Here is a 14,919-nt window from a genome sequence, read left to right as displayed (position 1 = left end):
GGATCGCACCCGCACGCGAGCTCTCGGCTCTCTTCACGTTTACGCCGCTACCGAGGAACGAAAGATCGTTCGTGTCGGCAGTCTCGAGAGAGCGGACGGATCGGATCTCCATTGCAGGGTCGATCCTCGACTCGCCCCCGACGAGCTCGCAGATCATTCTGACTGTCGGAAGACCCATCACTGCGGCATTCTATCGGGTGAGCGCTCAGCGACGGCACATACAAATGAGAACGCCCCGGAAATACCGGGGCGCTCGATGGATCATCTGCTGTTTCGCGTCAGTTCGCCTGGCCCATCTGGTCCACTCGCTGAACGATCACATTGGTGATGTCGACCGCGTCGGACGCATAGACGAGTCCCGACTCGTATTTGTTGAAGATCACGGCAAAGCCCATCTCCTTGCCGACCTCCTCGACCAGAGGCATGATCCTGTCGTTGAGGGTTTTCAGGGTCTGGGCGCGCTGAGCCTGCAGGTCCCGCTCGGCGTCCTGACCATAGCGCTGGAGCGCGACTCTCTTGTCGGCGATCTGCTTCTCGACGGCCGCGAGATTGTCCTCGCTCAGTGAAAGACGTTTCTGCTGATAGTCCGCCTCGAGTCTCGTGATTTCCTCTTCCATTGCCTGGATCTTCGCGACATGCCCCTTCTGGACGTTCTGCAGGGCGGCATACGCGGCCTTGCCAGCCGCCGATTCCGCAAGCACCCGATTGACGTCGATGACCGCGATGCGAGAGGGAGCCTGGGCGATTGCCGGAATCGCCAGCATCAATACAAAAAACGCTAATGTGAGTTTCTTCATGTGATCTCCTTACGCTTCACCGGAGTGAAGCAAATTTTCGAAAGTGCCAGTCAATCAGAACGTATTCCCCAACGTGAACCGGAACGACTCGAAGATGTCGTCGTCGCCGGGCCGCTCATCGGGATTGAACGCGTAGATGAACCTGAGGGGGAACTGGAACACGGGGAGGAAGACTCGCAGCTCCAGACCCGTGGAGTAACGCAGCTGATCGAGATCCCAATCCTGCTCGTGGCCGTATGCCTGTCCCGCATCCGCCCACAATACGAACCGGATCGGATCATTGACCTTGTACACGTATTCGACATTCATGCTCGTGTACTTGTATCCGCCGGCCGCGTCGAGGTCTCCGTCGCCGTCCACGTCTTCTCTCGGTCCGATGGAGTAGGACCTGAAGCCCCGAATCGACTGCTCGCCCCCGAGGAAGAAGCGCTCGGTCTGAGGAACGCAGAGCTCGGTCGAGGACGTCAGGTTGCTGAAGTCATGCAGACAGGTATCGTCGTCAAACGGGAAAATCTGGCCGATCTCGAAGTTGCCACTGAGCGAGCTCTTTGGGGTCAGAGGATGGAACCGGGATGTGTTGAGCACCGGCTTGATCATGTCGATGGTTCCACCGAGCGGCCCACCGTTGTATGCGAGCGAAAGTGAGATCTTCGAGCCCCGCGTGCTGTCGTAGGGATCGTTCCGGGAGTCGTATCGATACTGTGGAACGATCGCGGATGTGGTGAACTGGCGGTCCAGAACCGACGCGACCGGAACATTGCCTTCTCGATCGGGAATCGCCTGCAGCGTGACGATCTGCTCGGTGTCCTGATATCCGTAGAGAAGGCTGACGCTCTCGAACCGGTCGAGACGGAAACCGTAGACCACCGAGCCACCAACCGATTCGGCGTCGATGCCGACGATCTGCGGATAGTTGCTCTGGCTGTTGAAGAGCGAAACGCCGAACGACTGCGGACGATCGAGGAACCACGGATCGGCGTAGGAGAGGCTGAAGTAATCCCGCCTGGCACCCTGCTGCATGCTCACGCCGACCGATTCCCCCTCACCGAGAAAATTTCTGGTCGCATACTGGAGCTGGTAGAAGAAACCGTACTGTTCGGAGTATCCGCCACCGAACTGGATGTCGTTCTTTCCCTCTTCCTTGCCGCGAACGACGACGTCGACCGTCTTGTCCTCCGGGTTCACCTGGAACTCCGGGTTGTCGGTCACCTTGAAGTAACCGAGCTGGCCGAGCTTGTAGAGGCTGAGCTTGAACGTCTCCATGTCCATGACGTCTCCCTCGTCGAGGTAGATCTCCCGGCGAAGGACCTTGTCCTTGGTCACGTTGTTGCCGCGAAATTCGAGACGTCCGAGACGGAACTGCTCGCCTTCGAACACATTCAGCTTCACGTCGACGACGTTGTCGTCGAGCTCGATGTACTCGGTATCGACGTATGAGTAGATGTAGCCCCGTCGCTGATAGAGCTCCTCGATGAAATCGATCCTCGCCTCTATCGGCCGGCGCTGCAGAACGTCACCCTCCTGAAGGGGCCACGTCCCGAGAAGGGTATCTTCCTCGAACACCGTCTCACCCTCCATCGAAACGGATCCGAATGTGTGAACTTCGCCCTCCGTCACCGGGATCGTGATGCGAACTCGCGGTTTCCGACCCGGCAGCGTGACGATCTGAGGCTCGCCGAGCTGGACGTCCTTGTAGCCGTAGTCCCGATAGAAGTTCCGGATGTTCTCGAGGTCGGCTTCGAGCCGTGAGGGAGTGTAAAGATTCTTTTTCCGGATCCAGGTGTAGAGGTTGTGCTTTTTCACCTCTTCCATCGCCCGACGGAGCCTTCGGTCCGAAAACCGATCGTTGCCCTCGAACTCGATCCTCGCGACGCGAGCCTTGAGCCCCTCGTTGATGTTGAAGACCAGGCGGCGCTCGCCGGGAAGCGTCATCTCCTCGAGCTCCGCGGTGACCTCGATTCCTTCCTGTCCCGCCTGCGCGTAAATCGAACGGATCGTCTCCTCGGCCCGCCGGATCAGAGTCTGCTCGACGGTACTTCCAACGTGAATGCTGACCCGATCGCGATCGAGCGCCTCCTGCAGATCGGACGTCTTGATGTCCTTGTTGCCTCTGAATTCGACGCCTCCAATCCGCGGACGCTCCACCACATGGATCCGAAGAATCACTCCGCCCCCCGGCCCCTTTTCCGCTTCCACGCGGATGTCGTCGAAAAGGCCGGTCTGCCAGAGGTTGGTGAAGTTGTCCTGAATCATCTCCGGCATGAACGGGTCACCGGGATAGGCCGAGAGGTAGACTCGGATGGTGTCCGTGGCAACGCCATCGTTTCCAACGACTTCGACGGAATCGATTGGCAGCCCCTTGAGCTCGTCGAGCGATGTCTGCGGCAAAGCCTCTACGGCGACGAGAAGGACGAAGGCGAGTAGGACGAGTCTCTTGATCATTTGGAGTTTTCCGGAAACGAGGGGCGATCTGCCGCAGGGATGGCCCCCGGTAACTTCTGGGACGAATCAGCACCAGTCGGGGTTTCGTATCACCGGCTCCGTTGCAAACGATCGCCGGTCGCATCCGATTCCGGGCTCCCTCCCCCTCGTTCGCCTCGCCCGAAGCGCTCGAGATCCCGGATGCGGCCCCGGACCCCCTTTTCCTTAGCCAACCCTCCGCCTCCAACCCGCTAGACTAAGCCCGTGACCGTCCGCGAAGCTTCCATTACGACCCCCCGGATCCAACGATCGCACTACCTGCTGCTTCGTGCAGGCGCGCTCCTGGGGGATGCGCTGGGGGGAAGCCTTCTGATGATCATCCCCGGTTCGATCGGCAGCCTGGTCGCTCTCCTTCTCGGGTCCGAGCCGAAAGTCCTCACTGCAATCTGGTGGTCGACCGTCGGGGTTCTCGTCCTCATACTCCTGATTCGAGACGGCTGGCGGGGACGCTCGCCCGGGAAACGCCTTCTCGGTCTTTCCCTCCACACCTCCTCCGGCCGACCATGCAGTTTTCTTCGGAGCATCGTTCGGAATGTTCCGCTGCTGGTCCCAGGCGTCATTCTGATCGAGATACTTCTGGTGGTCTCGACGTCGAAGTCGCGAAGGCTCGGAGACCTGATCGCTCGAACGACGGTAACCGAGGAGTGAACGCCCATCTCCTCACCGATCTTCACGTCCATATCGAGGGGTCGATGCCCGTCGAGGATCTGCTGGCGAGCTCGCGAGAGCAAAACCATGACTGGGGACGAGAGACCCCTCGATCCATCCAGCGCCGGTTCCGATATCCGGACTTCCCGGAGTTTCTCGCCGCCGTCCGGTCAATGTGCCGGCTCCTCTGTTCCCCCGAAGCGCTCATGCGGACGTCTCGAGCACTTTCAATGATGCTCGGCGCGCACGGAGTCGCTTACGCAGAAGTCTATGCATCTCCGCTGATCTATCACCGCTGGGGCGTTCCGTGGAATGAGGTCATGGACGCACTGGAAAAAGGATTCGAGGAAGGTGAGCGGTCCGGTGGGGCAACGACCGCGATCCTACTCGACTCGGTGCGCCAGTGGGGTGCGTCGGCAGCGATGGAGGTACTCGACCTGCATTCACGGCATCCCATGGCTCGGGTGATCGGTTTCGGTCTCGGCGGTGAGGAGTCGGTGGAGCTCTCCCAGTTCGTCCCCGTTTACGAGCGGACACGTTCATCAGGACTCCGTACGACGGTTCACGCCGGCGAAACGGGTCCTGCATCGGACGTTGCGTACGCCATCGAGGTCCTGCAGGTCGACCGGATCGCCCATGGCATCCGGTGCCTCGACGACCCTTCGGTTCTCGGCCTCGTGCGGCGAAGCGGAACTCCGCTCGATCTCGCCGTGTCGAGCAACTACCTGACCCGCGTCGTGAGTGGAATTCACCCCATCCGCCAACTTCTCGACGCCGGTGTGAAGGTGACGCTGGGCACCGACGATCCCACTCTCTTCCGCACGAATCCGACGGTCGAACTACGGCGAGCAATCCGAGCGGGACGACTCGGAAAAGCCGACGTCGACCAGCTCGTGAGAAACGGCATCGAATGCAGCTTTGCACCGCCCCGGCTCAAAGACGCAATGAAGACGAGCGCCGACCGGATAGAAAGGAGTCTTACATGAATCCGATACAAATCCTGTCGATCGCAGGAGCGGTCTGCATCCTCGCCGCATTCGCATTTCTACAGACAGGCAAGGTGCGGAGTCAGAGCTGGACCTACCAGGTGCTCAATCTCTTCGGAGGAGCCGCATTGCTGGTGGTCGCCGTGGTCGAGAATCAGGTCGGATTCATCCTGCTGGAAGCTGCCTGGACACTCGTCAGCATCGTCGGGATCGCCAGACTGATGCGCCGGGGAGGCGGCAGTCCGCCCGCCGCGGTTCAGACGACGCTCTGATTCCGGGCGCGGGCACGCGCGAGCTCGACGTATCGATCGAGCACGTGATCCCACCCCGTCTCGTAGGACTCCCTCAGAACGTCCGCCTCTTCGCCCGCTGCCTCCCACCCTCGATGGCTCAGGTCGACCAGCGTCATCTCGCCCGACTCCGAAAAGGTCACTTCGATCTCCTGTGCCGTTTCGGGGGGCCGGCCCGGATGCCAGGAGAGCAGAAACCGGCGCGGAGGCTCGAATTCATCGACGCGTCCCCACTTGATCCGCACACTGTTCTCGGCGAGCTCGAATACGTCTCCACCCGCGACGAGCTCGAAGACGCAGGTCTCGGCCCGTTCCCCGGAGATCGAGTGTCGCTCGAGAGGCCACCAACGGCTGAGATGCGCCGTGAAGAGCTCGAAAGCGCTCCTCGGTTCGAGGGGGACCTCGACGGATTTGCGCACGGGATCGATCAGGACCGCCACAGCTCGAGTCTACATCAGAGGTAACGGCGCCTCAGCAATCCGAGCAGGACCACGAGGCCGAGTCCTGCGAGGATCAGCTGCGGCCGCCGAGTCGCCAGTGCAACGAGAAAAAGGGTCAGGACGACCCAGCGTCCGATTCTCACGATCCGGGCGATCCGAAGCGCAGTGGCCAGATCCGGAACCGTCGTGATCGGAACCCACTCTTCCGAGCCGGGCGGGCTCACCTCGTCCCCCGGATCGAGGTAGCCCGCACGGATCCAGTCGCGGAGCTGCGCGAGATCTCGTGCATGGCGAACCTCGTTCTGATCACGGACTCCCCAGGCGGTCGAAGGTGCACCTGCATCGTGAGATCTCTCGCTCGCCGGCCGGGTCCGGGGCCCCGAATGCCTCGACAGGACCTGGTATGCCTCGTTGATCCGCTTGAGGCGCTCCTCTGCCTTTGCGCGAAGCGTTGGATCATTCTGAAACCGGTCGGGATGCCATACGCGGCTCAGTTCCTTCCAGGCCTCACGGATCTCTTCGGCCGAAGCTCCCCTTTCGATCTCGAGAGTCCTGTAATACTCCTCCAACGGCTCGGCTCTCACTCGACGCCGCCCTCGCAGTTCTGACGTGGAACCGGAGAAGCGCTCGAGGACGGATGGCCGTCGCGTGACCGAAACTCAGGATTCGCGTTCGACATCGTAGGAAACCCGGATCAAACCTTTCTTCGCCTTGATCTTCCGCACAATGATGTTTCCAGCCTGATCGAGACTCGGCACGTGCGTCCCTCCGCAGGGGACACCGAGCTCACCGTACATCACGACCCGGACAGGACCTTCGGTCGGAGCGCCCACGGGGACCTCCCCGACGACGCTTTCAAGTTCCTCGCCGCGGACGGTTCGAACGGTGGTCGGAGCGGCGCGGCCGACGATCGACGCGGCAGATGCCTCGATCGCTCGGGCAATCTCCTCCCTCTCGCCCGAGAGCGCCCCCTCGTACTCCACGTAGGGACCATCGGGAAAATGGTAACCCTTCCCCGGTCTCCAACCGAGCTCGAGCTCGCGAACCGCCATGTCGATGATGTGCCCTGCCGAATGGACGCGGGTAAGGAGACGGCGGCGCTCAGCGTCGATCTGATAGTCGACGACGGCGCCCGGACCGAAGCGATCTTCCGTCGCCCAGCTCCCGTAATGCCGAGTCACTCCGTCCACGATCCGAACATCGTCGACCGAGAAACGCGGACCGGGAAAGCTTCCGATCATGCCGTGGTCGGCCGGCTGACCGCCACCCTGCGGATGGAAGTGCGAGCTCTCGAGCTCGATCCACGTGTGATCCTCGCCGACCCTCTCGACCCTCGAGGATCCCGTCAGCACGTTCATCTCATCGAGATAGCGAAGCCGGGTCGTCGTCATTCGCCCTCGCGGTACTTGTAACCGACACCGTAAACGGTCACGATCCGGTCGAACTTCGGATCAGTCTGCTCCATTTTTCTCCTGAGACGTTTAATGTGGCTGTCGATGGTTCGTTCACTCACGTAGTTGTCGAACCGATACGCCTCGCGAGTGAGTTGTTCCCGCGTCTTGACGAACCCCGGGTGCCGTGCGAGCGCGTGAAGAAGCATGAACTCGGTCACCGTCAGTTGGACCGGCTCATCCTTCCATGTCACTTCGTACCTCCGGAGATCGAGGATCAGATCGCCGATCTCGAGCCGTTCCTCCTCGGAGTCATCGGGCGCCTTCGAGAGGGCGACGCGGCGAAAGAGCACCCTGATCCGCGCGATCAGCTCGCGCATCGAGAACGGTTTGCCGAGATAGTCGTCCGCTCCCAGCTCGAGACCGACGACGCGATCGATCTCGTCGTCCTTCGATGTGAGGAAGATGATCGGAAGTTCCGGAGAGACGCCGCGCAACCGGCGGCAGAGATCGAGCCCATCCATGCGAGGCATCAGGATGTCGAGAATTGCCAGATCGGGAAGCTCGCGCTCCAGCGCTTCCCACGCTTCCTGTCCGTCTCGAAACCTCAGAGTCCGGAAGCCCTCTCTCTCCAGAGCCCATCCGATCGTCTCGCGAATGTTCTCCTCGTCGTCGACGACCGCAATCACATTGCCGCTCTCCATCGCCACAATTGTATCGGCGAACCAGCGAGTGATTCGCGCTCGCCTCATTTTCGCCACGAACTTTTCGCGACTTCGCCACCGGCCCTTCATTCCCGCTGCGCGTTTCGACCTTCTATTGAAAGGAGAGGAGAGCAACCATGAAAAAACTCATCACGATCGCCACCGCCGTACTCGCTCTGAGCTCCCCCGCGCTCGGAGAGGACTGTCCCGGGGAGAACTGCGACGAACGCACTCTGGAAGAGACGGTCACACTGGGCGAGCTCGAGCACGGCGGGCTGCTGCTCGAAACCATCGTCCCGGGTCGGTACGTCGAGGCGCCCATCCTCTCGAGCCACGCCGAGGTTCGAGTGACCGGGATGCTGATCCGTACATCGATCACTCAGAAGTTTCGTAATTCCACGGAGAACTGCGTCAACGGAGTCTACGTCTTCCCGCTGCCGGAGAGCTCTGCCGTCGACCGACTGGTGATGCGGATCGGCCACAGAACGATCGAGGGAGAGATTCATGAACGGCAGCAGGCGCGGGAGATCTTCGAGCAGGCGAGATCCGAGGGGAGGAAGTCGTCGCTGCTCGAACAACAACGGCCCGACGTCTTCACCCTTTCGGTCTCCTCCCTCGGACCCGGCGAGGTCATGGAGGTGACGATCGGATATGACGACATCGCCCATTACGACAGTGGTACGTTCAGGATGAGAGTCCCGCTGGTCGTCGCTCCGAGATACGAGCCCGGCGAGGCCTCCGGCGCATCGCCGCTTCCCGCGACGGCGCACTCTGCGTCTTTCCGTGGTCTTCTCGTGACCTTCGACATCGAGCTGGATGCCGGCGCGGATCTCGACACCGTATCGAGCATCTCGCATCCGGTCGAGGTCGTGAGAACGGGAGGGTCGACCGCTCGAATCACGCTCGCGGAGACGCCTGCAGATCGTGATTTCCACCTCGAATGGCGCGTTCAGGCGGGCCGCGAGCCGAAAGCGGTCGTCTTCAACGAGCGCCCGGGCGATCCGGGATCGGGGTCTCCGTCGTATTCGATGGTGATGATGTTTCCCCCATCCCATCTCGCCTCGGGCTCCGTCCAGCCTCGCGAGCAGATATTCATCCTCGACACGTCGGGATCGATGGAGGGACAGTCGATCGTTCAGGCGAAAGCAGCGCTCGCCCGAGCTCTCGAACGGCTGCGCGGCTCCGACCGCTTCAACATCATCGAATTCAATACGAACCACCGTCTCTGGGCCTCCGAATCGAGGCGTGCAACCGCGCAAGCGATTGCCGACGCGAAGGGGTGGGTCGATTCGCTACGAGCCGAGGGGGGAACGAATATGGTTCCGGCGCTGGCGAGCGCGCTCAGCGACGTGCAGACGGTGTCCGGCGAGCTTCGTCAGATCATCTTCATCACCGACGGGCTCATCAGCAACGAGAATGAGCTCGCCACGCTGGTCCGATCACAGCTCGGTCGAAGCCGGCTGTTCACCGTCGGAATCGGCTCAGCACCGAACGGCCATTTCATGACCTCGATTGCCCGCCATGGAAGAGGAACCTTCACGTGGATTCCTCAGGCGGATCAGGTGGAACAGCGGATGAGCGAGCTCCTCGACAAAATCGACTCGCCGGCTCTCACGGGGGTCGGAATCGAAGTCTCGGACCGGACCGCGGAGATTTATCCCCGCGCCACACCCGATCTATACCTCGGGGAGCCATTGGTCACGATCATTCGTCACTTCGATCCGAACGCTGCGATTGCAGCGAAAGGAGTCGCGGGAAAGCGTCTCTGGCACCAGGTAGAACCGGATCGTCACGTCGTCTCGGATGGTGGCCTTTCACGCCTCTGGGCCAGACGGAAAATCGATGAAATCTCCGATCGCGAGCTCGACGGACTGCCTCGCGAAGAAGCGCGGAAGGAAATCATCGAGGTTGCGATCGCACATCATCTCGTCTCGGCGCATACGAGCCTCGTGGCAGTGGACCGGACGCCCGCGGGTATCGATGCCACGAGCTGTATCGCCGTTCCGATACCGCTGCGCGTGCCGGAGGGGATGAAGATGTTGCTGCCTCGAACCGGTTCGCTCGCTCCGCTTGCTCGGCTTCTGGGTCTGATTCTCCTGATCTCCGCGGCTGCTGTCTGGACCGCACGATTCCGCCGGCAGGGAGCTGAATGATGAGCCACACCGTCATCCGCTCACGAGTGTCCCGCGTGTTGACGCTCTGTCTTCTGACGACTGGTCTCATCGCGACGGCCGTCGGCTGGTGGATCCCCGCGAAGGCGGCGCTGGCGCAGGTTCTCCTCGATCATGCCTGGCATCGGGCGCGCGCCGGCGAGCAAGCGCCGAAACCGTGGACCTGGGCCGACACCTGGCCGGTTGCGAAGCTGATGCTCGACGAGGGACGGATCGAGTTGATCGTTCTGTCGGGAACGAGCGGTCACGCACTCGCTTTCGGGCCGGGCCATCTCGAGGGAAGCGCCCTTCCCGGTCACCACGGCCACTCGATCGTCGCCGCGCACCGCGACACCCACTTCGCCGCACTCCGGAATCTGAGGGTCGGACAGCGGATCGCGGTGGAACGCGTCGACGGCGAAGTCGTCCCTTACAGAGTGACCGCGACGCGGATCATCGATGAGCATGATGGTCACCGCCTTCGCGATCAGGGAGACCGCCGCATCTCCCTGGTGACCTGCTATCCCTTCGACGCGGTGAGCCCGGGAGGCTCACAACGATGGGTCGTGACGGCAGTGGAGGAGAAGCCCGCAACGCTTGCGCTAGACCGCACGGCTCGCGACCCTGCCTGGAATGGGGGAAGATAAGGGGCGTGACGAGGTGGCGGAGATTCTTCTCGCGAATCGGCCTCAGGATACTCGCGTTCAATCTCCTTCTTCTCTTTCTTCCTCTTGCGGGTGTTCTCTACGTCGATGTTTACGAAGAGCATCTGGTCGAGGCGCAGCGGCAGTCGATGCACGAACGGGCCCGGCTGATCGCCGAGATCATCGATCGGAACGGACTTCCCGCTTCCACGATCGAGAACCTCGAGCTCCGAAATGATGAACGCATCCGGATCGTATCCGGAGATGGAACCGTGATCGCCGATTCCGCACGGAGCGGAGAAGAGAGCTACCCGTACCACTACGAGGAGATAAGAAGTGATCTCCTCTACCGAATCGGTACGCTGCTGCTTCGGAAGCCGATGCAGTGGTTCCGCGGGCCCGAGCCGGTCTCGCTCGAAGGCGATGAGTATGAGGCGGCGGCTGTTCTCGACGGCATCGAGATCGAGAACGCGCTCGCCGGGCGGAGCGGAAGCGCCAAACGTATCGCCCGGGCCGAATCGTCTCCCTCCGTGATCCTTTACGAAGCGCGGCCGGTCCACCTCGCGGGAGGAAGAGGAGCGGTGCTCGTCTCGCGGACGACTCACGCGATCCTCCACGATCTCTATGCCGTTCGACTCGGAATCTTCCGGATCTTTCTCGGCTCCCTGCTCGCAGCGATCGTTCTCAGCCTGTGGATCGGTGCGACGATCGTCAGACCGCTCGGGCGGCTTCAGCGGGAATCCGAGGCGATCCTCGATCGACGGGGAAGGTTGCGGGGCGGGTTCACCGCATCGGAAAAGCGCGATGAGATCGGGGACCTGTCGCGCGCGCTCGAACGTCTCACATCTCGTCTCGAAAGCCATCAGGACTTCAGTGAGCACTTCGCCGCCGACGTCTCCCACGAGTTCAGAAACCCGCTCGCATCGATTCGAAACGCTGTGGAGATGATGGCGTCGACGAGCGACCCGCACGAACGAGACCGCTTTCTTTCGATGGCCAATGACGAGATCAATCGGATGGAAAACCTGCTCGGCTCTCTCCGCGAGATCACCCGGATCGATGCGCGGCTCGACAACGAGCCTCTTCACCCCACCGACGTGGCGGCCGTCGTTCGGAGCGTCGCCGACGGGTTCAGGGTGAGAGGCGCAAACGTCCCGATCGTGATCGAAGCCGCCGAATCGCGACCGCTGGAAGTTCGGGCATCGGAAGAACGCCTCGTTCAGGTGTTCGAGAATGTTCTCGAGAACGCCCTCAGCTTCACCCCGGCCGGTGGCTCGGTCACCGTTTCGATCAAGCGGGATGGCCAGATGATCCGCACCGCCGTGCGGGACTCGGGGCCCGGAATCCCCAAGGGAAACCTTTCGAGGGTATTCGATCGCTTTTTCAGCTGGCGGGATTCGTCGAACGGCTACCACGCCGGCCTCGGACTCGCGATCGTCAAGGCGATCGTGGAAGGGTACGGCGGGCGCGTCACGCTGCAGAATCATCCGGACGGTGGAGCCGAGCTCGTGGCGTCGCTTCCAGCAGCGTGAGTGTCACGGACAACCGAGTCGAATGACGTAACCGAGAACGTCTTCGGTGAGATCGATCTCGATCGCGGGTATCTGATCCGGCGGAATGTCGCCGATCGTCGCGGGATCGATGATGATCGAGTAGACCCCTGGCGTCACGTCCGATGCCGCGAAGCCGCCTTCGACCGTCGTCGAGAGCTCGTAGATGCCGACATCGCCGACGAGCCCGATTGTCGCGCCGCCGATTCCGATGAGCTCCTCCCCGTCGCACCTGACGAGTGATCCGAAAAATGCGACGGATCGCGCGAGCTCGATCTCGATTGTGGTGGTCTCACGCGGCAGAACATTGACGATGACGGCACCCGCTCTCTGAACCAGGCTCGGATCCACCGAGAACGGATCGACCTCGACTCTCACCTGTCCTACGGGAACTCCCGAGGCGGAGAATCGTCCGTCACTCCCGCTCGACGCCATCGGGATCCCTCCGACCAGAATGACCGCATCGGCCACCGGCTCACCGCCCGAGATCACGCGCCCCTCGATTCGTCCGAAGTCGTTTCTGAAGAACACCCCGCTGAAAACCCTCCGAAGCTCGGAGACTTCGTCCCAGTCGTAGCGAAGGCCAACCTGTGCCCGAATGCTCCGACTCACGCGGTTCGCCCGGGGCATACCGACCCCGAACGGGGCGAGCAGATCGACTCGACCGATCCATCCGTTACGGGGACTTCTCCACGACAGACCTGCCGTGACGAACCCTTCCGCGCGCTCGACATCGGTACGCTGCCAGGCTCCACCGACTCCCGCGACGTACCAGATGTTGCGACGAATTCGATTCTGGACGGTGACTTCCGCCAACGCTCCGAGCTCTTCGTCGGCCGCCTGGAGGACGACGTAGGAGTCGACGAATCCTTCCCGCCCGACCTCCCTCCCGAACCCGCCATACAGTTGAGTCCGGGTGACCAGCGTGTCCTCGGCGTGCTCCAGTCGAAGGTTGTAGCGACGCGTGAGAGTCGACCGCGAGATCCCGAGTGCGAACCGATCGCCGAATCTCGCCTCCGACTCTTCTTCGAAATTGTCGTAGACGAGCTCGTTGTGCGACGCGCTCAAGGTCAGGAAAGGACGATCGTAGCCGAAGCTGTAACCGAGCTGGGCAGAAGCGATGAACGCAGAGCCTCGGGCCAGCGGATCATCCTGAAGGTAGTTCACGTTTCCACCGATGGAACCGAACTCGCTGAAACGATAGGAACCTCCCGCTTCGGCGCCGATCTCTCCCGGACGGAACAGAGGATAGAGAAACGGCATGTCGTCTCCGAATGCATAGACCGAGGTGGAAATGTCGCCGTTCCGGAAGTCCCCGGCGAGACCCGCCCGGGCCGCCCCCGAGCCGGAGAGCGACACCGAGGCTTCGGAGAACGCGTGCACATATGGCCGGAGCTCGCGGATGTATCGTCCGCTGACGACCGCATCCACACTTCGCTCGGTCCGGTCCCCGAGATAGTGAGGGTCAGCGATCAACGTCACTCCGGCACCGAGGTGAGTCCTCGCGAATCGCTCCAGCCAGCGGAGATCCGCGACATACGATCGCCCGATCTCCGAGGAGTCGGGGAGTCTGATGGCGAACCGGTTGACGCCGGTGAATAGCTGCAGCTGGCGATCGCTTTTCACCCATTCCGCCCCGAGACCCAGTAGCGGCAACGTACTTTCACCCGCGATCCCTGAGAAACGGGCCGGTCGGAGCGGCTTGAGACCGATGTCGCCTCCCCGGACCGTGGCGATCCCCTCCCGGAATCGGAGATCCGACGCTTCGAGCGTCAGAAATTGACGGCTCGACGGGAACCCTCCCGAGCCGAACAGCGACAGCTGCTCACCGCTCGCGAATCGCTGTCGAAGATAGATGTTGTAGGCATACGTCGCATCGACTCCGAAAAGAGGCGCGTCGATGGCATTGGTTCCCAGGCTGAAATAGATCGCGCCATCGACAGGCTCGGAAAACTGTGCGGACGCGGGAAGTCCGAGAGAGATCAGCAGGGCACAACCCAGGGCGGGTCGTGCCACCCGAATCACTGCGCCTCTGTCACGACCGCTGCCGGAATCTCGTATTCCCGGACGAATGAGTCGCGAAGCGACGTGGCGAAGTTGAGTCGCGCGGATAGCTCCCCTCCCGGCACAGGGCCAACCGCGAAGGCCCAGTGGCGAAGACGACCCGGCAGTACCGGATCCGCCCCACCATTCAGATTGAAGACTTCATAGAAAGAGCCGTCTGCACTGCTGATCTCCAGCGACACCGGCGGTCGAATGATTCTCTGCCCGGCATTCGTCGTCGTTAGCGTCAGCCCCAGACGCGAATCGTCGAGCCGTTTCCATTCTACATTTTCCACCCCGAGAACGGCAGCCGAAGCCGTCCGGGACTCCACGTAAACCGGTATCCCGATTTTCGGCACCACGATCGTCCTGGATCCTTCTCCCGCATCCTCGAACACCGGCTTCGAAAGGAAGTAGAGCATCACGCGCCGGTGATCGAAATCCGGGGAAAGCTTTGCCACAAGCCGGTAATCGAGCGATTGCCCCGGCCCGATCCGAGCCCGGATCGGCGTCACTCGAAGATACGGCGCGAGCGAATATTCCTGCGTGGCGGGCGGAAACTTCACGGAATTACCCTGTTCATCTGCATCGAAGTCCGCGAGCTCGAGAGAAACCTCGAGCGGCACCGATCCCGCGTTGTGGAAGGTCAGCCGGTCGTTGAGCGTCCCGCCCGGCGAGATCACCCGTTCGAAAATCTGCGGCGTGATCTGAATGTGAAGCTGGGCGCCGGCATCCGCAACCAAGCCGATCACCATGACGAGGAACAGCGACAAAACAAACCCTCTTTTAGTCATT

The 14,919-nt window shown here is 61.6% G+C and carries 14 protein-coding genes; 6 read left to right on the top strand and 8 right to left on the bottom strand.

Going from position 1 to position 14,919, the window contains the following annotated elements; all coding sequences use genetic code 11:
• Positions 1 to 278: 278 nt before the first annotated feature.
• Together KY459_13235 and bamA are read right to left on the bottom strand one after the other, a co-directional pair.
• Positions 279 to 797 (bottom strand): OmpH family outer membrane protein, encoded by a 519-nt coding sequence (locus KY459_13235; protein MBW3565678.1) that lies wholly within the window; start codon positions 795 to 797, stop codon positions 279 to 281.
• Positions 798 to 851: 54 nt separating this feature from the next.
• A complete protein-coding gene (bamA, locus tag KY459_13230; protein MBW3565677.1) occupies positions 852 to 3,239 on the bottom strand; it encodes an outer membrane protein assembly factor BamA in 2,388 nt (795 codons plus the stop codon).
• Between the two features lie 243 nt (positions 3,240 to 3,482).
• On the opposite strand from bamA, the gene KY459_13225 reads away from it, so the two are divergent.
• From KY459_13225 to KY459_13215, 3 genes are read left to right on the top strand one after another with little or no spacing between them, the layout of a single operon-like run.
• Positions 3,483 to 3,926, top strand: a complete 444-nt coding sequence (locus KY459_13225; protein MBW3565676.1) for an RDD family protein — start codon at positions 3,483 to 3,485, stop codon at positions 3,924 to 3,926.
• Positions 3,923 to 4,912, top strand: a complete 990-nt coding sequence (locus KY459_13220) for an adenosine deaminase family protein (GenBank protein ID MBW3565675.1) — start codon at positions 3,923 to 3,925, stop codon at positions 4,910 to 4,912. Before KY459_13225 ends, KY459_13220 begins: the two co-directional genes overlap by 4 nt.
• Positions 4,909 to 5,184: a hypothetical protein gene (locus tag KY459_13215; protein MBW3565674.1), complete on the top strand. Its 276-nt coding sequence runs from the start codon at positions 4,909 to 4,911 to the stop codon at positions 5,182 to 5,184. Before KY459_13220 ends, KY459_13215 begins: the two co-directional genes overlap by 4 nt.
• Here the strand turns inward: KY459_13215 and KY459_13210 are convergent.
• From KY459_13210 to KY459_13195, 4 genes are all read right to left on the bottom strand, one after another.
• A complete protein-coding gene (locus tag KY459_13210) occupies positions 5,169 to 5,642 on the bottom strand; it encodes an SRPBCC domain-containing protein (protein MBW3565673.1) in 474 nt (157 codons plus the stop codon). The two genes, KY459_13215 and KY459_13210, sit on opposite strands and share 16 nt — an antisense overlap.
• Positions 5,643 to 5,656: 14 nt before the next feature.
• Entirely contained in the window at positions 5,657 to 6,211 is a 555-nt protein-coding gene (locus KY459_13205; GenBank protein ID MBW3565672.1) for a DnaJ domain-containing protein, read from the bottom strand.
• A gap of 90 nt (positions 6,212 to 6,301) precedes the next feature.
• Positions 6,302 to 7,033, bottom strand: a complete 732-nt coding sequence (locus KY459_13200) for a hypothetical protein (GenBank protein MBW3565671.1) — start codon at positions 7,031 to 7,033, stop codon at positions 6,302 to 6,304.
• Entirely contained in the window at positions 7,030 to 7,737 is a 708-nt protein-coding gene (locus tag KY459_13195; protein MBW3565670.1) for a response regulator transcription factor, read from the bottom strand. The genes KY459_13200 and KY459_13195 overlap by 4 nt, the downstream gene beginning before the upstream one ends.
• A 137-nt stretch (positions 7,738 to 7,874) precedes the next feature.
• Here KY459_13195 and KY459_13190 point away from each other — a divergent pair, with 137 nt between their 5' ends.
• The 3 genes from KY459_13190 to KY459_13180 are packed head-to-tail and all read left to right on the top strand — an operon-like array spanning position 7,875 to position 12,063.
• Entirely contained in the window at positions 7,875 to 9,890 is a 2,016-nt protein-coding gene (locus KY459_13190; protein ID MBW3565669.1) for a VWA domain-containing protein, read from the top strand.
• Positions 9,890 to 10,534 carry a class GN sortase gene (locus tag KY459_13185; GenBank protein ID MBW3565668.1) on the top strand — a complete coding sequence of 215 codons (645 nt, stop codon included), beginning with the start codon at positions 9,890 to 9,892 and terminating at the stop codon, positions 10,532 to 10,534. Before KY459_13190 ends, KY459_13185 begins: the two co-directional genes overlap by 1 nt.
• A 5-nt stretch (positions 10,535 to 10,539) precedes the next feature.
• Positions 10,540 to 12,063, top strand: a complete 1,524-nt coding sequence (locus tag KY459_13180; protein MBW3565667.1) for a sensor N-terminal transmembrane domain-containing protein — start codon at positions 10,540 to 10,542, stop codon at positions 12,061 to 12,063.
• Between the two features lie 3 nt (positions 12,064 to 12,066).
• On the opposite strand, the gene KY459_13175 is transcribed toward KY459_13180, so the two are convergent.
• Together KY459_13175 and KY459_13170 are read right to left on the bottom strand one after the other, a co-directional pair.
• Positions 12,067 to 14,097 (bottom strand): carboxypeptidase-like regulatory domain-containing protein, encoded by a 2,031-nt coding sequence (locus tag KY459_13175; GenBank protein ID MBW3565666.1) that lies wholly within the window; start codon positions 14,095 to 14,097, stop codon positions 12,067 to 12,069.
• Between the two features lie 5 nt (positions 14,098 to 14,102).
• On the bottom strand, positions 14,103 to 14,918 hold the full coding sequence (locus KY459_13170; GenBank protein MBW3565665.1) for a hypothetical protein: 816 nt from the start codon (positions 14,916 to 14,918) through the stop codon (positions 14,103 to 14,105).
• Position 14,919 lies beyond the last annotated feature (1 nt).

It is taken from the genome of Acidobacteriota bacterium (genome assembly GCA_019347945.1).
In the GTDB taxonomy this organism is placed as follows: Bacteria; Acidobacteriota; Thermoanaerobaculia; order Gp7-AA8; family JAHWKK01; genus JAHWKK01.
Note: the sequence above shows the minus strand (reverse complement) of the source record. Positions and strands in the feature narration are given on the sequence as shown.